This is a genomic window from Variovorax sp. KBS0712 (assembly GCF_006323185.2).
GTDB classification, from domain to species: domain Bacteria; phylum Pseudomonadota; class Gammaproteobacteria; order Burkholderiales; family Burkholderiaceae_C; genus Variovorax; species Variovorax boronicumulans.
In genome coordinates this window covers 1,667,080-1,684,609 of the sequence record NZ_VCCD02000002.1, presented here as the reverse complement: position 1 = coordinate 1,684,609, position 17,530 = coordinate 1,667,080, and the positions used below count along the sequence as shown (strand labels likewise).

Here is a 17,530-nt window from a genome sequence, read left to right as displayed (position 1 = left end):
AACTAGGGGAAACGCTACTGGTGACAGCCTTTTTTTCCGCCGAAGCTGTTATGACATGAAGACCAAAATACTGATCGGCATCGACATGGGCTCGAGCAGCCTGAAGGCGCTGGCCCTGGACGCGGGGAGCGGGCGCAGCCTGGCCGTGTCGCGCCTGCCCCTGCGGCATGCGCGGCTGCCCGGCGGCGGGTGCGAGGTGGGCGCGGCGGCGATCCGCGCGGGGCTGACCCACGTGCTCGGCGACGTGGCGCGCCAGCTCGGCCCGCGCGCGGCGGACGTGTGCGCCATCGGCTGCACCGGCCACGGGGCGGGCCTGTACGCGCTCGATGCACACAACGAACTCGTCGGCGGCCGCGCCGTCGCCTCCACCGACCAGCGCGCCGATGCGCGCGCACTCGCCCTCTCGGCACGCCACGGCGACCGGCTGTTCGCCGACGTGGGCTGCCGCCCCTGGCCCGGCCAGCCCACGGTGATCGCGGCCCAGCTGCTCGGCGCCGACGCCGTGCAGCGCGGCGAACTGCACCGCCTGCTGTTCGCCAAGGACTACCTCGGCTTCCTGCTGACCGGCGAAATCGCCACCGACGCGAGCGACGCCAGCACCGCCGGCCTGCTCTCGCTGGCCACCGGCGACTGGTCGAACCTCGCCTTCGAGGTCGCGGGCATCGACGGCCTCGGGCCGCGTGCCTTCGGCCCGCTGGTGCCCAGCGGCCAGACCATGGGCCGGCTGCGCGCGGCCGAGGCGGCGCTGTGCGGCCTGCCCGCCGGCATTCCGGTGGCGATGGGCGCCATCGACCTGCTCGCCTCGATGACCGCCATCGGCGCCGAAGACCGCGGCCGCGCCGTGTCGGTGCTGGGCACGTGGTGCGTCAATGCGGTCATCGGTCCGGTGATCGAACCGCAGCCCGAGGTCGCCGCGCTCGTCAACTTCGGCCGCACGCGCGAGCGCCTGTACATGGAGAACAGCCCCTCGTCGATGGCCAACATCGCGTGGCTGGCCGGCGCGCTCGGGCTGCCCGATGCGCGCGCCGTGGTCGACCTGGCCATGGGCGTGCCGCTCGGCGCGAACGGGCTGCGCTTCCTGCCCTTCATCAACGGCGGGGGCGGCATCACGGCCGGCTTCGTCGGGCTCAAGAGCCACCACACGCCGGCCGACATGGCGCGCGCCGTGGTCGATGCCGTGGCCGCGCTGCATGCGCGCCACACCGCACGCCTGGCGTCGCAGGGCCTGCCGGTGTCGGCCTCCAGCGTGCTGGGCGGCGGTGCCAGCGATGCACGGCTGGTGCGCCTGCTCGCGGCACTGCTGGGCCACCCGGTCGAGCGCTGCGCCGACGACGAAACCGGCGCGCGCGGCGCTGCCCTCTATGCCGCGATGTCGCAGGACCTCGACGACGCGGGGCCTGCCAGCCCGCTGCGCGCGCCCTGCGAACTCATCGAACCCGACGCGCGCGACGCGCGGGCCCATGCCGATTTCAACGCCGAATTCAACGAACTGATCGATCGCATGTCTCCTGTCTTCAACCATCTGTCGGGCGGTGCGTCATGAGCGCGTGGCAACTGCCTTTTGTCCGCCCAGCCTCTCTTGAGGGCCGCCACTTTTCGACGGTGATCGTCGGCGCCGGCATCAACGGCGTGGGCGTGTTCCGCGACCTGTCGCTGCAGCGCGTCGATTGCCTCATCGTCGACAAGGGCGACTTCGGCGCGGGCGCCAGCAGTGCGCCCTCGCGCATGATCCACGGCGGCCTGCGCTACCTCGAAAACGGCAGCTTCTCGTTGGTGGCCGAGGCCACGCGCGAGCGCAACCTGCTGCTGCGCAATGCGCCGCACCTGGTGCAGCCGCTGAAGACGGTGGTGCCGCTGTCGAGCTTCTTCGGCGGCCTGCTGAGCAGCGCGCTCAAGTTCTTCGGACGCACGCCGCCGCAGCGCACGCGCGGCCTGCTGGCCGTGGCCGCGGGCCTGCGTCTGTACGACCTGCTGGGCCGGCGCCAGCGCGTGATGCCGGGTCACCGCATCAGCCGCGTGCCCACCAACGACCGCCGCCTGTTCCGCGCCGCGATCCGCTGGACCGCAACCTTCTTCGACGCCTGGATCAGCCATCCCGAGTGGCTGATCCTTGAGCTCATCGGCGACGCCTGCCGCGACCAGCCGCGCTCGGCCGCCGCCAACTACTGCCGCGTGACGGGCTGCGCGGGCAACATCCTCACGCTGCGCGACGAGATCACCGGCGCGCTGGTGCGCGTCACGGCCGACACCGTGGTGAACGCCACCGGCGCCTGGCTCGACCGCAGCGCGGCCGTGCTCGGCGGCGCCGGCCCGCGCGTGATGGGCACCAAGGGCTCGCACCTCGTGCTCGACCACCCGGCGTTGCGCGACGCGCTCGAAGGCCGCATGGCCTACTTCGAGGCGGTGGACGGGCGCGTGTGCATCGTCTACCCCTTCCTCGACCGCGTGCTGGTGGGCTCCACCGACATCCCGGTGGAAGATCCCGACCAGATCGTCACCGAGCCGGCCGAGATCGACTACTTGATCGACGTGCTGCGCGAGGTGTTCCCGAACATGGCCTTCGACCGCAACCACGTGATCTACACCTACGTCGGCGTGCGCCCGCTGGCGCGCTCCGACGCCGACAAGCCGGGTCAGATCTCGCGCGACCACTCGGTGGTGGTCGACCCGCCGAGCGCCACGCGCGACGTGCCCATCGTCGGCCTCGTGGGCGGCAAGTGGACCACCTTCCGCGCGCTGGCCGAAGAAGCCACCGACCACGTGCTGCGCCACCTGGGCCGCTCGCGCACCGCCTCGACCGAGTCGCTGCCCATCGGCGGTGGCGCCGAGCTGCCGGCCGACGCGGCCGCCACCGAACGCTTCATCGACAAGATGACGGCCGGCTCGGGCCTGGGCCGCGCGCGCGCGCTGGGCCTGCTGCGCCGCTACGGCTCGAAGGCGCTGCCGCTGGCGCAGCGCCTCGCGGCCTCGGGCGACACGCCGCTGCGCCATGCGCCCGAGTACTCGGCGGCCGAACTCTCGTACCTGTGCATGGAGACCGGCGTCGTGCACCTGGACGACCTTGTGATCCGCCGCACGCTGCTGGCGATCCGCGGGCTGGTCACCGACGACGCGCTCGCCGAGATCGCCGCCGTGGCCGCCGAAGCCCTCGGCTGGGACGCGACCCGCGCCCACCAGGAACTCAGCGCCTGCGCCGCCGCCCTGCGCGAGCGGCATGGCGTGCGCCTGCAGCCGGTGGCGGCCAATGAGCCGGCGCCTTCCGCTTTCGATGCATCATTGATGGCCAGCCCCGTCCTCGGCCCGACCTAACGTGACCCTTTCCACCGCCCCCGACACCGTGTCGACGACCTCGCTCGACCGCAACTCCGAATCGCCGCTGTGGGCGCAGTTCCGCGACGCCATCCGGCTGCAGATCCTGCAGGGCGTGCTGCCCATCGGCGCCAAGCTGCCGTCCGAAGCCGAGCTGGGCGAGCAGTTCGGCATCTCGCGCATCGTGGTGCGCGAGGCGCTCGCCGACCTGGTGCGCAACAACCTCATCTACAAGATCAAGGGACGCGGCGCCTTCGTGTCGGCGCGCGAGCGCGACGAAGACTTTGTCTCCACCGTGCTGGGCTTTTCCGACGAGATGGAACGCAAGGGCCGCTCGGTGCGCACGCAGATCCTCGTGCAGGAACTGCGCGCCGCCACCGCGCAGGAAGCCGCCGCGCTCGGCCTCACCGAAGACGCGCAGGTGGTCGGCCTCAAGCGCCTGCGCAGCGTCGACGGCGAACTGCGCCTCCTGGTCGAGACGGCCGTGCCGGCCGACCTGGCGCCGGGCCTGCACCGCACGCGGCTGGACGACCGCTCGCTGTACGACGTGCTGCGCCGCCAGTACGGCGTGCGGCTGGTGCGTGCCGAACGCTGGATCGATGCCGTGCTGCCCGACGCGGAAACCTGCCGCCTCCTCGACCTGCCGCAGCCCGAGCCGCTGCTGCGCATCGAATCGATCGCCTACGGCGCCAACGGCCGGCCGCTGGAGCACTACCGCGCGCTGCACCGCTGCAAGACCAGCCGCCTGCACGTGCAGACGACGACCTGAGCTCAGGCCTTCGCGTTGCTGCTGCTGCGCGAAGGCAAGAGCACCGAGGCGATGGCGACCATCATCAGCGCCACCGCCACCCAGTCCTGCCAGTGCACGACCTCGCCGAGCCACACGGCGCCGCTGAACACGCCGAGCACGGGGATGAACATCACGCTCAGGGTCGAGGCCACCGGCGGCAGGCCGCGCGCCAGGTAGAACCAGGCTGCGTGCGCGAAGCCGAAGATCAGCACCGCGTTGTAGGCGATCGATCCCCAGGTCACCGCGCCCGGCGAGCGCCACTGGTCGCGCTCGAACAGCAGCGACAGCACCGTCATCACCACGGCCGTCATGGCCGTCATCCAGAACGAGAGCGTGAGCGTGGGCAGGCCGATGCGCGTGTGGCGCAGCAGCTGCGTGCCCAGCGCCCAGGTGGCGGCGGCCACCAGCGCCAGTGCCACGTAGCCGGGGCGGCCGGCGAAGTCGGTGAGCTCGTGCCACAGCAGCAGCCCGACGCCGATGGCGCAGGCGCCCACGCCGGTCCACGCGCGGCGCGTGAGCACGGCCGAGAACAGCAGCGCGCCGATGACCGCGGAGAACACCGGCATCGTGTAGCCCAGGATCGCGGCGCGCCCGCCCGACAGCGCCTTCACCGCGAGGATGATGCAGGCGTGCCAGACGAACATGTTGGTCGCGCCCAGCCACACCAGCTCGGGCCAGGCGCTGCGCGGCACGCGGAACGGCACCTTCATCACCACCAGCGCGATCGCCAGCACGGGCACGCCCAGCCAGATCGAAATCGCGCGGAAGGCCAGCGGCGAGTAGTCGGCCACGCCGAGCTTCATCACCGGCCAGTTGAAGCCCCACGCGAGGGTGAGGAGCACGAGAAGAACGAACTGGCGCGGCGTGAAGGAAGGCATGGGCCGCGATTGTGGCGCGGCCCGTGCATTCGTGCTGGCGGTGCGGCTACAGCAGGCGCTTGAGGTAGCGGCCCGTGTGGCTCGCCTCGTTCGCCGCGATGTCTTCCGGCGTGCCTTCGCCCACCACCGTGCCGCCGCCGGCACCGCCCTCGGGGCCCATGTCGATGAGCCAGTCGGCGGTCTTGATGACGTCCAGGTTGTGCTCGATCACGACGATGGTGTTGCCCGCGTCGCGCAGCTGGTGCAGCACCTTGAGCAGCAGTTCGATGTCCGCGAAGTGCAGGCCGGTCGTCGGCTCGTCGAGGATGTAGAGCGTGCGGCCCGTGTCGCGCTTGCTGAGTTCGAGCGCGAGCTTCACGCGCTGCGCCTCGCCGCCCGACAGCGTGGTGGCCGACTGGCCGAGCTTGATGTAGGAGAGGCCCACGTCCAGCAGCGTGCGCAGCTTGCGCTCGATGGTCGGCACGGCTTTCAGGAACTCGTGCGCGACCTCGACCGTCATCTCGAGGATCTGCGCGATGTTCCGGCCCTTGTACTGGACCTCGAGCGTCTCGCGGTTGTAGCGCTGGCCGTGGCAGACCTCGCAGGGCACGTACACGTCGGGCAGGAAGTGCATCTCGACCTTCACCACGCCGTCGCCCTGGCAGGCCTCGCAGCGGCCACCGGCCACGTTGAAGCTGAAGCGGCCCGGGCCGTAGCCGCGCTCGCGTGCGGTGTTGGTCTCGGCCATGAGCTCGCGGATGGGCGTGAACAGGCCCGTGTAGGTGGCCGGGTTGCTGCGCGGCGTGCGGCCGATGGGGCTCTGGTCGACGTTGATGACCTTGTCGAAATACTCGATGCCTTCCACCGACTCGTGCGCGGCCGGCTCTTCGTGCGCGCGGTACAGCGTGCGTGCCACGGCGGTGTAGAGCGTGTCGTTCACCAGCGTCGACTTGCCCGAGCCCGACACGCCGGTCACGCAGGTCAAGAGGCCCACGGGGAAGGCCACGCTCACGTTCTTCAGGTTGTTGCCGGTGGCGCCGACCACGCGGATCTCCTGCAGGTCGGTCTGCGAAGCCAGGTGCGCCGCCTCGCGCGCCGCGCGGCGTTCGGCCGCGGGGCTCTGCGGAAAGCGCGAGGGCTTCTTGCCTTCGTTGAAGGCCGGCTTCTTCACCGCCGGCAGCCAGGCGGTGCGGTGCTTGGGCACCTCGATCTTCTTCACGCCCGAGAGGTACTGGCCGGTGAGCGACTCGGGGTTGGCCGACACCTGGGCGTAGGTGCCCTGCGCCATCACGCGTCCGCCGTGCACGCCGGCGCCGGGGCCCATGTCGATCACGTGGTCGGCGGCGTGGATCATGTCCTCGTCGTGCTCCACCACGATCACGCTGTTGCCGATGTCGCGCAGGTGCTTCAGCGTGCCGATGAGGCGGTCGTTGTCGCGCTGGTGCAGGCCGATGCTGGGCTCGTCGAGCACGTACATCACGCCCGTGAGGCCCGAACCGATCTGCGACGCGAGGCGGATGCGCTGCGCCTCGCCGCCCGAGAGCGTCTCGGCGCTGCGGTCCAGGCTCAGGTAATTGAGGCCCACGTCGTTGAGGAATTTCAGGCGCAGGCCGATCTCGCGCACCACCTTGTCGGCGATGTCGGCCTTGGCGCCGCGCAGCTTCAGAGTGCTGAACCAGGCGTAGGCATCGCGCAACGTGAGGTGGCTGAGTTCAAAAATGGCCATGCGCGGCGGCTCGCCGCCGTTCGCGCCCACGTGCCCGGCATCGTCGACCAGGAACACGTTGCGCGCCTCGCGCCGCAGCCGCGAGCCGCCGCAGTCGGGGCAGGGCTGCTGGTTGCGAAAGCGCGCGAGGTCTTCGCGCACCATCACCGAATCGGTCTCGCGGTAGCGCCGCGTCATGTTCGGGATGATCCCCTCGAAGGGGTGCTTCTTCGTGAGCTTCTTGCCCGCGAAGTTGCCCGACTCCATGGTGTAGTTGAACTTGATCTCTTCACCGCCCGAGCCGTGCAGCAGCGTCTGCTGCACCGAGGCCGGCAGCGACTCGAAGGGCGCGTCGACGTCGAACTTGTAGTGCTTGGCGACGCTCTCGACCATGCTGAAGTAGTAGCCATTGCGGCGGTCCCAGCCCTTGATGGCGCCGCTGGCGATCGACAGCGACGGAAACGCCACCACGCGCACCGGGTCGAACACCTCGCGGTGGCCCAGGCCGTCGCAGCTCGGGCAGGCGCCCACGGGCGAGTTGAACGAGAACAGGCGCGGTTCGAGCTCCGACAGCGAGTAGTGGCAGATCGGGCAGGCGAACTTGGCGTTGAACAGGTGTTCCTTGTCGGGCGCCCCCGCAGCGCCATCGGCGCTGCCTTCCGGCCTTGCGCCCAGCTCCAGCGCAATGGCGCGGCCCTCCGCCAGGCGCAGCGCGGCCTCGAAGCTCTCGGCCAGGCGCTGCTGCATGTCGGGGCGCGCGCGCAGGCGGTCGATGACCACGTCGATGTCGTGCTTCTCGGTCTTCTTGAGCTTGGGCAGGTCGTTGTATTCGTAGGTCTGCCCGTCGACGCGAAAGCGCACGTAGCCGGCCGCCTGCATCTCGGTGAAGAGCTCGAGGAACTCGCCCTTCTTCTCGCGCGCCACCGGTGCCAGGATCATCAGCCGGGGCTCGTCGGGCAGGGCCAGCACCGCGTCGACCATCTGCGACACCGTCTGCGCCTGCAGCGGCAGGTGGTGGTCGGGGCAGAAGGGCGTGCCGGCGCGGGCGTACAAGAGGCGCAGGTAGTCGTGGATCTCGGTCACCGTGCCCACGGTGGAGCGCGGGTTGTGGCTGGTGGCCTTCTGCTCGATGCTGATGGCGGGCGACAGGCCCTCGATCACGTCGACGTCGGGCTTGTCCATGAGCTGCAGGAACTGCCGCGCATAGGCCGAGAGGCTTTCCACGTAGCGCCGCTGCCCCTCGGCATACAGCGTGTCGAACGCCAGGCTCGACTTGCCCGAGCCCGACAGGCCGGTGATCACCACCAGCTTGTTGCGCGGGATGTCGAGATCGACGTTCTTCAGGTTGTGGGTGCGCGCGCCGCGGATGCTGATGCGCTGCTGGGCGAGCAGGGCGCCAAGGTAGGCGTCACGCTCCGGGGTGTCTTCAGTGGTGGGTGAATTCAAGGGGTGCGGTCGTCCGAGGGCAACCGGACATGATAGAGGCGCCGGCTCCGCCTGTCATGACCAGGGGATGGACGGCGGCGGACGCCCCCGCCCAGGCTGGCCGGCGCCGGGCCGATTTCGGCTCAGGCAGAATGGAGGGTTCCTCTCAACCTCCTCCTTCATCTACTTATCAGGGGCAGTGCATATGGCATCGGTCAATAAAGTCATCGTCGTCGGCAACCTGGGGCGCGACCCCGAAATGCGGACATTCCCGAGCGGCGATCAGGTCGCAAACGTCACCGTGGCCACCACCGATCGCTGGAAAGACAAGCAAAGCGGTGAGATGCGCGAAGCCACCGAATGGCACCGCATCGTGTTCAACGGCCGCCTGGCCGAAATCGCCGGCCAGTACCTGCGCAAGGGCTCGCAGGTGTATGTCGAAGGCTCGCTGCGCACGCGCAAGTGGACCGACAAGGACGGCATCGAAAAATACACCACCGAAATCCGCGCCGACCAGATGCAGATGCTGGGCAGCCGCCAGGGCCAGGGCGGCCCGTCGGGTCCGAGCGACGACGACGGCGGCTACTCGCAAGGCGGGGGCGGCGGCGGTGGTTATTCGCAAGGTGGTGGTGGCGGCGGTGGCGGTTACGCCCCGCGTGCTCCCGCGGCCGCACCGCGTGCCCCGGCACCGGCGCCGCGCCAGGCGCCGGCCAAGTCGTCGTCGGGCTTCGACGACATGGACGACGACATTCCGTTCTGAAACCGGCTCCTCGAGCGTTTCAATGAAGGCCTGCCTTTTCGAAGGCAGGCTTTTTTTTGCCCTTTTTATTTCGAATTCTCTCCATGGGCGGTCGCGCCCGGGAAAGTGCTGTCTTGCCAAGGAAGTGCAGCCTCTGTGTTCGTCTGGCCGTTGAGCGCAGCGGAAGCGTTTGACGTGAGCCCCTTTTCGACGGCAATGACTGTGTTCAGAGGGGCAATTCCCGGCGGCAATCGACCCATTGGCTCCGGCCGTTCTGCTGAATAGCGCCGTGCAGCAGCGCATCGCCGTCGGCCGGTTCGCCGCGATTGGTCCGCCTCGGCGCGCGGAATTGGTCCTTGTCCCGCACCGTGCGGCGTCGGAGCATGCAGGCCATAGAACACCGAGACAAGCACGACATGCAGAGCGCCGCCTCCCACTGCCCGCCATCGACCGTCGCACGCGCCGAAGTCCAGGCCCTGCGGTCCTCGAAGATCCGCGAGGTCGCCAATGCGGGCATGGACCGCAAGGACATCCTGCCTTTCTGGTTCGGTGAGCCCGACGAGGAGACGCCGGACGAGATTTGTGGCGCTGCGATCGCAGCCCTCGAGAACAGGCGCACCTTCTACGTCCAGACGCTGGGCGAGCCCGCGTTGCGCGAGGAGATCGCCCGGTATCTGTCGCGCTGGCATGGCTCGATCGGCGTCGAACGGGTGGCGGTGACGAGTTCGGGCACGCATGCGCTGATGCTGGCCCTGCAGGCACTGCTGAACCCCGGCGACCGCGTCGTGGCCGTGACGCCGTTGTGGCCCAACCTGGTCGAGATGCCCAAGGTGCTGGGCGCGCACGTCGAGACCGTCGCATTGCAGTTCACCGCGGCGGGCTGGGTGCTCGACGAGCAGCGCCTTCTGGAAGCGCTTCGGCCGGACACCCGCGCGCTGCTGCTGAACGCGCCCAACAACCCGACGGGCTGGACGCTCTCGCGCGAGTCGCAGGAGACCATCCTCGCGCACTGCCGGCGCCTGGGCATCTGGATCGTCAGCGACGATGTCTACCAGCGCATCAGCTTCGATGCGCCGTGCGCGCCGTCCTTCCTGGACATCGCGACGCCCGAGGACCGGGTCATCAGCTGCAACTCCTTTTCCAAGGCCTGGCGCATGACCGGATGGCGCCTGGGCTGGATCGTCGTGCCGCCGGCGATGCTGGGCGACATCGGCAAGCTGATCGAGTACAGCAGCACCTGCGCGCCGCCCTTCGTGCAGGCGGCGGGGGTGGTCGCCCTGGCGCGCGGGGAAGATGCCATTGCCCGCACCGTCGAGCGGTTGCGTCAGGGCAGGGACCACCTGGCGGCGCGCCTGGGGAGCGTGCCGGGGGTCGAGCTCGCCGCGCCCGCCCGGGGCGCGATGTACACCTTCTTCCGTGTCGACGGCGTGACGGACAGCCTCGCGTTCTGCAAGCAGCTCGTGGCCGAGGCCGGGCTGGGGCTGGCGCCCGGCGTGGCCTTCGGCCCCGAGGGCGAAGGCTACCTGCGCTGGTGCTATGCCAGCGGCACGCCGCGCCTGGACGATGGCGTTCGCCGCCTGGCCGCCTACCTGGAACACCACCCAACCACACGATGAGGATGCGATGAACACCCAAGACATTGCGGGCGCCCTTTGGCAAGCCATGGAGGACGGACGCCACATGCCGTCGGAATGGGCCGGGAAGTTTTCCCTGCAGCAGGGCTACGAAGTGCAGCTGGCCCTGTTGCACAGGCGCCTGGCCAGGGGCGAGCGGCAGACGGGCTGGAAGGTCGGCCTCACCGCCGAGGCCATGCGCGTGCAGCAGCAGGTGCACGAGCCCTGCTTCGGCTATCTGCTGGAAAGCGGCCGGCATGCGAGCGGCCAGGCCTATCGCTTCTCCGAGCTGATCGCGCCCGGCTTCGAGAACGAGCTGTGCCTGACCATCGGCAAGACGCTGCGCGGACCCGGCGTGAGCCTGGAGGAGGTCGCTGCCGCCGTGACGCATGCGGCGCCGGCCCTGGAGATCGTGGAGGTCCGCGGTCCGTTTGCCGGCAACCTGGCGCTGGCCATGGCGGACAACGCGCAGCAGAAGGCCTATGTGACGGGGGCGGCCGTGCCGCTGACGGCCGACAACCGCGACCTGGCCGGCGCCAATGTGACGGTGCAGGTCGATGGCGCCGTCAGCGAGACGGCCTCCGGCTCGGCGGTCATGCAGGGCGGCGGGCTGCTCTCGGTGCTGTGGCTGGCGAACAAGCTGGCCGAATTCGGGCTGGCCCTCGAGGCGGGGATGCAGGTGATGTCCGGCTCCTTCACGCGGCAGTACCGCGCGTCGCAGGGCATGCGGGTGCATTCCTCGTTCGACCGCTTCGGCACGGTCGCCGCGAACTTCATCTGAGGCAAGAGGTCGCCATGGATCTGGGAATCAAGGGCAAGACGGCGCTGGTGTGCGCCGCGAGCAAGGGGCTGGGCCGGGCGTGCGCGTTCGCGCTGGCGGAAGACGGCGCATCGCTGACCATCGTGGCGCGCGGCGCGCAGGCGCTCGAGGCCACCGCTGACGACATCCGCGAGGCCACCGGCGTGCACGTGCGCACGGTGGCCGCCGACGTCACGACGGTGCAGGGGCGGGCGCTCGTCCTCGAGGCCTGCCCCGCGCCGGACATCCTGGTGACCAATGCCGCAGGTCCCAAGCCGGGCGACTTCCGCCAATGGACGTGCGACGACTGGATGGTGGCGCTCAACGCCAACATGCTGACACCCATCGAGCTGATCAAGGCGACGGTGGACGGCATGATGGCGCGCGGCTTTGGCCGCATCGTCAACATCACCTCGTCCTCGGTGAAGGCGCCCATCGACATCCTGGGGCTGTCCAACGGCGCGCGCAGCGGGCTCACCGGCTTCGTGGCGGGCCTGGCGCGGCGCACGGCGCATCGCAACGTCACCATCAACAACCTGCTGCCCGGCTCGTTCGCCACCGACCGCCTGCGCGCCACGGTGGAGGCTGCCGCGGCCGGGTCGGGTCGCTCGTTCGAGGCCGAGCAGACCGAATGGCAGGGCCGCAGCCCGGCCGCGCGCTTCGGCGATCCGATGGAGTTCGGCCGTGCCTGCGCTTTCCTGTGCAGCGCCCATGCCGGCTACATCAACGCACAGAATCTGCTGCTCGACGGCGGGGCCTATCCCGGGACCTTCTAGGCGAAGCGCCAGCACCGTTCAAAAGGAACTCACTTGAGCGACCCCCAACGACAACAGGGCAGGCAGATCGTGTCTGCCACCGGCATCGAGAAACGCTTCGGCGCGCTGGACGTGCTGCGCGGCATCGACCTGTGCGCGCACGAGCACGACGTGGTCACGCTGATCGGTGCCAGCGGCTCGGGCAAGAGCACCTTCCTGCGCTGCCTCAACCTGCTCGAAGTGCCCGACGCCGGCACCGTCGCCATCGATGGCGAGGAGATCCGCATGCGCCGGTCGTCGGCAGGGCAGTCGAGCCCCGCCAGCAAGAGCCAGGTGAACCGGCTGCGCGCGGGCATCGGCATGGTGTTCCAGAACTTCAACCTGTGGAGCCACATGACCGTGCTGGAGAACGTGGCCATGCCGCCCATGAAGGTGCTGGGGCTGTCGCGCCGCGAAGCGACGGAACGGGCCGAAGCGCTGCTGGCGAAGGTCGGGCTCGGCGACCGGCTTCGGCACTATCCGGCCCACATCTCGGGCGGCCAGCAGCAGCGCTGCGCGATCGCCCGTGCGCTGGCGATGGAGCCCAAGCTGCTGCTGTTCGACGAGCCCACATCCGCCCTCGACCCCGAGCTCGTGGGCGAGGTGCTGAAGGTGATCCGCCTGCTGGCCGAGGAGGGGCGCACCATGGTGATGGTCACCCACGAGATGGCGTTCGCACGCGAGGTCTCGACCGAGGTCGCCTTCCTGCACAAGGGAAAGATCGAGGAACGCGGGGCGCCTGCCGACGTGTTCGGCAACCCGCGCAGCGAGCGCTGCCGCAAGTTCCTCGACAGCGTCCTGTAGCCACGACATCACGAACCAAGAACTGGAGACGAAATGAAGAAATGGTTGTTCGCAGGCCTGCTGGCCGCGTGCTCCCTCGCCGCCATGGGCCGCGAGATCAAGGCCGGGGTGCAGTGCACCTATCCGCCCTTCAACTACCGCGATGCGTCGGGCGAGCTGAAGGGTTTCGAGATCGACATCGCCCGCGAGATCGGGCGGCGGATGAACGCCAACGTGCAGTTCGTCTGCCTGGGGTTCGACGGGCTGATTCCCGCGCTGCTTTCCAGGAAGATCGATGTCGTCACGTCGAGCCTGTCGATCACCGAGGCGCGCAAGAAGAGCATCGACTTCTCCGTTCCCTACCGGGCCTCCACGGCGCGCTTCGTGGGCCGCAAGAACGGGGGGCTGCTCCCGATGAAGCCCGACAACACGCCCAACGCAGGCGCGCTCAAGGGCAAGGTGGTGGGCGTGCAGCGGGCCACCACGAACGACAGCTACCTTGCGGGCGAGTTCTCCGGCGTCGAGATCACGCGCTACGACTCGGCCGAGAACATGCTGCTGGACCTCGTGGCCGGCCGCATCGACCTCATGCTCGTGAGCCCCATGAAGGTTCGCACCGACTTCCTGGAAAAGCCGGAAGGGCGCAACTACGAGTTCGTCAGCCCCGAGATCGAGGCGCCCAAGTACCTGGGCGAAGGCGTGGCCGTCGGCTTGCCCAAGGGGGCCGCGGCGCTGCGCGACGAGATCAACGCGGCGCTCAAGGGCATGTTTGCCGACGGGACCTTCAAGGCGATCAACCAGAAGTACTGGAGCTTCAGTGTGCTGCCCGCGGTCTGGCACTGACGCCGTCGCACCGCCCAATCCGCTCATCGATTTCTGACGACACCATGGACATGTTCAACGGCTGGGGGCCGACCATCGCGCAGGGCGCCTGGACGACCGTGGAGGTGGCGCTGGTGTCGTCGGTGTTCGGCATCGCGCTGGGGCTTCTGGGCGCGGCGGCCTGCCTGTCCCGCTTCAAGGCGGTGCGCTGGCTGGCCGAGGCCTACATCACGACGATACGGGGCATCCCGCAACTGCTGCTGATCCTGATGGTGTACTTCGGCAGCACGGTGGTCTTGAGCCGGCTGCTCGCGCTGGTCAGGCCCGACGCGGGCATGGTCGAGATTCCGCCGTATCCGGCGGGTGTGTTTGCACTGGCGCTGATCTTCGGCGGCTACGCCTCGGAGGTGTTCCGCGGCGCGCTCACGGCCATTCCCCGCGGGCAGGTGGAGGCCGGCATGGCCGTGGGCATGGGCACCCTGCAGATCTTCTTCGTGATCCAGTGCCCGCAGATGCTGCGGCTGGCGCTGCCGGGCCTGGGCAACATCTGGATCTCGACGCTCAAGGACACCTCGCTGATCTCCATCGTGGGGCTGAGCGAGCTGATGAAGGCCTCCGAACTGGCCACCAGCGACACGCGCCGCGCCCTGTTCTTCTACCTCAGTGCCGGCGCCATCTACCTCACGCTGACCGTGCTGAGTTCGCTCGTGCTGCATCAGCTCGAGCGCCGCGGCGCCCGCGGTGAAAGGACGGCCTGACCATGGATGTCGAACTCATTGTCGAGAGCCTTCCGGTGCTCTGGCAGGGCGCGCTGCTCACGCTGGAGCTCTTCGCGATCACGATGGTGCTCGCGACGCTGCTGGCGGTGCCGCTGGCCATCGTGCGCGTCCAGAAGGCCTGGTGGCTGCGCTGGCCCGTCGAGGTGTTCTCGCAGGTCTTCCGGGGAACGCCGCTGCTGGTGCAGATCTTCATCCTGTACTACGGCATTGCCCAGATCGATGCGGTGCGCGACAGCTGGGCCTGGCCCTACCTGCGCAAGCCGTACTGGTGCGCCGTCATCACCTTCGTGCTGAACACGACGGCCTACGCCGTGCACATCTTCCGCGGGGCGATCCAGGCGGTGCCGCACGGGGAGGTCGAGGCCGGCCAGGCCTTCGGGCTGTCCTTCGGTGCGCTGTACCGCCACGTCATCCTGCCGCGGGCGATGCTGCTGGCGCTGCCGGCCTACGGCAACGAGGTGATCAAGACGATCAAGCGCACGTCGCTGGCCAGCGCCATCACGCTGTCGGAGCTGACGGGCGTGGCCAACACCCTGGTGGCGCGCACCTTCGCCCCCTACGAGATCTTCATTGCGGCCGGGTTGATCTACCTTGCCTTCGCGTTCGCCGCCAACCACCTGGTGCGGCGGCTGGAGCACCGCATGTCTCGCCATCTTCGCCACTTGCCGGCGCAGCACGGCACCGGGCCCATGCCCACTTGATCCAGGAGACCGCGTGTCCACTTCTTCCGTTCCAGAGTCGGCGATGGCCGAATTCCTCGCCTTCGCCCATGGGCTGGCCGACGCCAGCGGCGCCATCCTGCGCGAGAACCTGTACAGCCGCAGGGGCTTCGAGTCCAAGGAGGACGACAGCCCCGTCACCGTCGTGGACAAGCATGTCGAGCAGACGCTGCGCACGCTGATCCGCCACCGCTATCCCTCGCACGGCATCCTCGGCGAGGAGTTCGAAGGCCAGGACCTCGATGCCGAGTACGTCTGGGTGCTCGACCCGATCGACGGCACCAAGGCCTTCATCACGGGCATTCCCATCTACGGGACGCTGATTTCGCTGGCGCGCCACGGCACGCCGATCATCGGCGTGATCGACCACCCCATCACCAACGACCGATGGGCTGGGGCGCAGGGCCAGCCGTCCACCTTCAATGGCCAGCGCATCCGCAGCCGCGAATGCCCGTCGCTGGCCGACGCGCTGGTGTCGTGCAGCAACCCGGAGCCCTTCGGGCCGCGCGAGCGCGAGGCGTTCGAGACGCTGCGCAGCGCCGCCAAATGGTGCGTGTACGGATCGAGCTGCTATGCGTACGGCTGCATCGCCAACGGAACGATCGACATCGGCATCGATTGCGGCCGCCATCGCGAGGTCGACTACTGCGCGCTGGTGCCGGTGATCGAGGGCGCCGGCGGCGTCATCACCGATTGGGAGGGGCGTCCGCTCACGATCTACTCCGGCAACCGGCTGGTCGCGTCGGGCAACCCCCGCCGCCACGAGGAGGTCCTGCGCATGCTTGCGGGCGCCTAGCGCGGGCGACCGGGCCGTATATTCGAAGGCCGCCGCAGCCCTGTCCGGCATGGGCGGCATGGAGATCTCGTATGCCGCGGCACTTCAACTACCCGACCTGGAGTTCGCTTTCGCTGGACCGCAGCGGCTCCGATCCGCTGCACGTCCAGGTGTTCGAGCAGATCCGCCAGGCCATCGTGCAGGGCCGGATCTCCAAGAACTCGCGGCTGCCGCCCACCCGCCAGCTGGCCGCGGAACTCGGCGTGTCGCGCAACACCGTGGTCCTCGTCTACGAACGGCTGCTGGCCGAGGGCTATGTCAGCGGCCGCGTCGGGGCGGGCACCTACATTGCCGCCGTGCTGCCCGAGGAGCGCAGCGCGCCGGCCGGGGCGCCGTCGAATGCCCCTGTCGCCGCGCCGGCGCCCCGGCACATCTCGCGGCGTGCGCAGGCGATGTCCGAACTGGCGCTGCCGCCCGAGCGCAATGCCACGTTCGACCTCAGCCCGACCGTTCCCGCGCTCGACCAGCTGCCGTTCGAGCAGTTCGCCAAGGTCTCGTCGCAGTACTGGCGTTCGGCGCCGGCCGCGGAGCTGGGCTACGGCTCGCCGATGGGGCTGCCCGAACTGCGCCAGCAGATCGCGGACTATGTGGGCGAGGCACACGGTATTTCCTGCCTGCCGGACCAGGTGCTCGTGGTCGACGGCACGACGCAGGGCTTCGTGCTGGCCGGCCAGGTGCTGACCGACCACGGCGATCGCATCATCGTGGAAGACCCGGGCTACATCACGCGGCTTGCCGCCTTGATGGGCTTCGGCGCGGACCTGGTGCCCGTGCCCATCGACCTGCAGGGCCTGGACAGCAGCCGGTTCGACAGCCATGCGCCCGACGCGCGGCTGATCGTGGCGTCGCCCACCAACCAGTTCCCCTTCGGCAGCACGATGCCGCTGGAGCGACGCCTCTCGCTCCTGCAGTGGGCGCACGAGCGCAACGCCTGGGTGATCGAGTACGACTTCAACAACGCCTTCCATTTCCGCGGCAGGCCGCTGCCTCCGCTGGCGGCGCTGGACCACGGGGGGCGGGTCATCTACATCGGGAACTTCAACCGTTCCATCTCGCCCGCGCTCAACCTGGCCTACCTGGTGGTCCCGCCCGACCTGGCGGACGCCTTCGCCTGCGCCACGCAGATCTTCTCGTTCAAGGCCTCCATGCCGACCCAGGGCGTGGTGGCCGACTTCATGGCGAGCGGGCAGCTGGCGGCCCACATCCGGCGCATGGGCGTGCGCTATCGCGAACGCGCGCAGCTCATGGAGCACTGCTTCAGGACGCTGGTGGGGCGCGATTTCGAGCTGTCGACCACCGGCTCGGGGCTGCACCTGTCGGCCATCTCGCGCACGCCGATCGACGATGCGGCGGTCTCCCAGGCGCTGCTGGCGCACCGTATCGATGTGCCCGCGATCTCGGCCTACTGCCTGAGCGAGCAGGTCCGCACGGGCTTCGTCTTCGGCTTCGGCAACACGCCCGCCGAGCGGATCGCCCCGGCGTTGGCGCTCTTTGGCAGTGCGGTCGCGAACGCCTGAGCATCGCGACTGCCCTTCAATTGTTTCGAATCCGTGAACACCGC

15 protein-coding genes are annotated in these 17,530 nt (G+C 69.2%); 13 read left to right on the top strand and 2 right to left on the bottom strand.

Annotation, left to right across the window (positions count from 1 at the left end):
* Positions 1 to 55: 55 nt before the first annotated feature.
* Genes FFI97_RS24805 through FFI97_RS24795 form a run of 3 tightly spaced genes read left to right on the top strand, consistent with a single transcriptional unit; the run spans position 56 to position 4,078 of the window.
* Entirely contained in the window at positions 56 to 1,543 is a 1,488-nt protein-coding gene (locus FFI97_RS24805; protein ID WP_139704278.1) for an FGGY family carbohydrate kinase, read from the top strand.
* A complete protein-coding gene (locus FFI97_RS24800) occupies positions 1,540 to 3,309 on the top strand; it encodes a glycerol-3-phosphate dehydrogenase/oxidase (protein WP_139704282.1) in 1,770 nt (589 codons plus the stop codon). The genes FFI97_RS24805 and FFI97_RS24800 overlap by 4 nt, the downstream gene beginning before the upstream one ends.
* Position 3,310: 1 nt before the next feature.
* The gene (locus tag FFI97_RS24795) at positions 3,311 to 4,078 is read left to right on the top strand and encodes a GntR family transcriptional regulator (protein ID WP_172438465.1); all 768 of its coding nucleotides are present in this window, start codon (positions 3,311 to 3,313) and stop codon (positions 4,076 to 4,078) included.
* 2 nt (positions 4,079 to 4,080) lie between these two features.
* Here the strand turns inward: FFI97_RS24795 and FFI97_RS24790 are convergent, their stop codons facing one another.
* Positions 4,081 to 4,977 carry a DMT family transporter gene (locus FFI97_RS24790; protein ID WP_139704284.1) on the bottom strand — a complete coding sequence of 299 codons (897 nt, stop codon included), beginning with the start codon at positions 4,975 to 4,977 and terminating at the stop codon, positions 4,081 to 4,083.
* A 46-nt stretch (positions 4,978 to 5,023) separates the two neighbouring features.
* On the bottom strand, positions 5,024 to 8,107 hold the full coding sequence (gene uvrA, locus FFI97_RS24785) for an excinuclease ABC subunit UvrA (RefSeq protein WP_185993702.1): 3,084 nt from the start codon (positions 8,105 to 8,107) through the stop codon (positions 5,024 to 5,026).
* A 184-nt stretch (positions 8,108 to 8,291) separates the two neighbouring features.
* On the opposite strand from uvrA, the gene ssb reads away from it, so the two are divergent.
* From ssb to FFI97_RS24735, 10 genes are all read left to right on the top strand, one after another.
* The gene (gene ssb, locus FFI97_RS24780; RefSeq protein ID WP_139704285.1) at positions 8,292 to 8,846 is read left to right on the top strand and encodes a single-stranded DNA-binding protein; all 555 of its coding nucleotides are present in this window, start codon (positions 8,292 to 8,294) and stop codon (positions 8,844 to 8,846) included.
* Positions 8,847 to 9,241: 395 nt separating this feature from the next.
* Positions 9,242 to 10,441, top strand: coding sequence for a pyridoxal phosphate-dependent aminotransferase (locus FFI97_RS24775; protein ID WP_139704310.1), 1,200 nt, complete (start codon positions 9,242 to 9,244; stop codon positions 10,439 to 10,441).
* A 7-nt stretch (positions 10,442 to 10,448) separates the two neighbouring features.
* The gene (locus FFI97_RS24770) at positions 10,449 to 11,219 is read left to right on the top strand and encodes a 2-keto-4-pentenoate hydratase (RefSeq protein ID WP_095950688.1); all 771 of its coding nucleotides are present in this window, start codon (positions 10,449 to 10,451) and stop codon (positions 11,217 to 11,219) included.
* A gap of 14 nt (positions 11,220 to 11,233) precedes the next feature.
* On the top strand, positions 11,234 to 12,013 hold the full coding sequence (locus tag FFI97_RS24765; protein ID WP_139704287.1) for an SDR family oxidoreductase: 780 nt from the start codon (positions 11,234 to 11,236) through the stop codon (positions 12,011 to 12,013).
* Between the two features lie 33 nt (positions 12,014 to 12,046).
* On the top strand, positions 12,047 to 12,835 hold the full coding sequence (locus FFI97_RS24760) for an ABC transporter ATP-binding protein (protein WP_062480462.1): 789 nt from the start codon (positions 12,047 to 12,049) through the stop codon (positions 12,833 to 12,835).
* Positions 12,836 to 12,868: 33 nt separating this feature from the next.
* On the top strand, positions 12,869 to 13,657 hold the full coding sequence (locus FFI97_RS24755) for a transporter substrate-binding domain-containing protein (RefSeq protein WP_139704289.1): 789 nt from the start codon (positions 12,869 to 12,871) through the stop codon (positions 13,655 to 13,657).
* Between the two features lie 44 nt (positions 13,658 to 13,701).
* Positions 13,702 to 14,394, top strand: a complete 693-nt coding sequence (locus FFI97_RS24750; protein WP_139704291.1) for an ABC transporter permease — start codon at positions 13,702 to 13,704, stop codon at positions 14,392 to 14,394.
* 2 nt (positions 14,395 to 14,396) lie between these two features.
* On the top strand, positions 14,397 to 15,116 hold the full coding sequence (locus tag FFI97_RS24745) for an ABC transporter permease (protein ID WP_139704293.1): 720 nt from the start codon (positions 14,397 to 14,399) through the stop codon (positions 15,114 to 15,116).
* 13 nt (positions 15,117 to 15,129) lie between these two features.
* Entirely contained in the window at positions 15,130 to 15,930 is an 801-nt protein-coding gene (locus FFI97_RS24740) for an inositol monophosphatase family protein (protein ID WP_206167823.1), read from the top strand.
* A gap of 71 nt (positions 15,931 to 16,001) precedes the next feature.
* On the top strand, positions 16,002 to 17,486 hold the full coding sequence (locus tag FFI97_RS24735) for a PLP-dependent aminotransferase family protein (RefSeq protein ID WP_070063410.1): 1,485 nt from the start codon (positions 16,002 to 16,004) through the stop codon (positions 17,484 to 17,486).
* Positions 17,487 to 17,530: the final 44 nt, after the last annotated feature.

Bases quoted from the DNA above. Each gene is read 5' to 3' on its own strand.
- FFI97_RS24805 (WP_139704278.1), top strand. From the start codon at position 56: ATGAAGACCAAAATACTGATCGGCATCGACATGGGCTCGAGCAGCCTG.
- FFI97_RS24800 (WP_139704282.1), top strand. From the start codon at position 1,540: ATGAGCGCGTGGCAACTGCCTTTTGTCCGCCCAGCCTCTCTTGAGGGC.
- FFI97_RS24790 (WP_139704284.1), bottom strand. From the start codon at position 4,977: ATGCCTTCCTTCACGCCGCGCCAGTTCGTTCTTCTCGTGCTCCTCACC.
- ssb (WP_139704285.1), top strand. From the start codon at position 8,292: ATGGCATCGGTCAATAAAGTCATCGTCGTCGGCAACCTGGGGCGCGAC.
- FFI97_RS24775 (WP_139704310.1), top strand. From the start codon at position 9,242: ATGCAGAGCGCCGCCTCCCACTGCCCGCCATCGACCGTCGCACGCGCC.
- FFI97_RS24770 (WP_095950688.1), top strand. From the start codon at position 10,449: ATGAACACCCAAGACATTGCGGGCGCCCTTTGGCAAGCCATGGAGGAC.
- FFI97_RS24765 (WP_139704287.1), top strand. From the start codon at position 11,234: ATGGATCTGGGAATCAAGGGCAAGACGGCGCTGGTGTGCGCCGCGAGC.
- FFI97_RS24755 (WP_139704289.1), top strand. From the start codon at position 12,869: ATGAAGAAATGGTTGTTCGCAGGCCTGCTGGCCGCGTGCTCCCTCGCC.
- FFI97_RS24750 (WP_139704291.1), top strand. From the start codon at position 13,702: ATGGACATGTTCAACGGCTGGGGGCCGACCATCGCGCAGGGCGCCTGG.
- FFI97_RS24745 (WP_139704293.1), top strand. From the start codon at position 14,397: ATGGATGTCGAACTCATTGTCGAGAGCCTTCCGGTGCTCTGGCAGGGC.
- FFI97_RS24735 (WP_070063410.1), top strand. From the start codon at position 16,002: ATGCCGCGGCACTTCAACTACCCGACCTGGAGTTCGCTTTCGCTGGAC.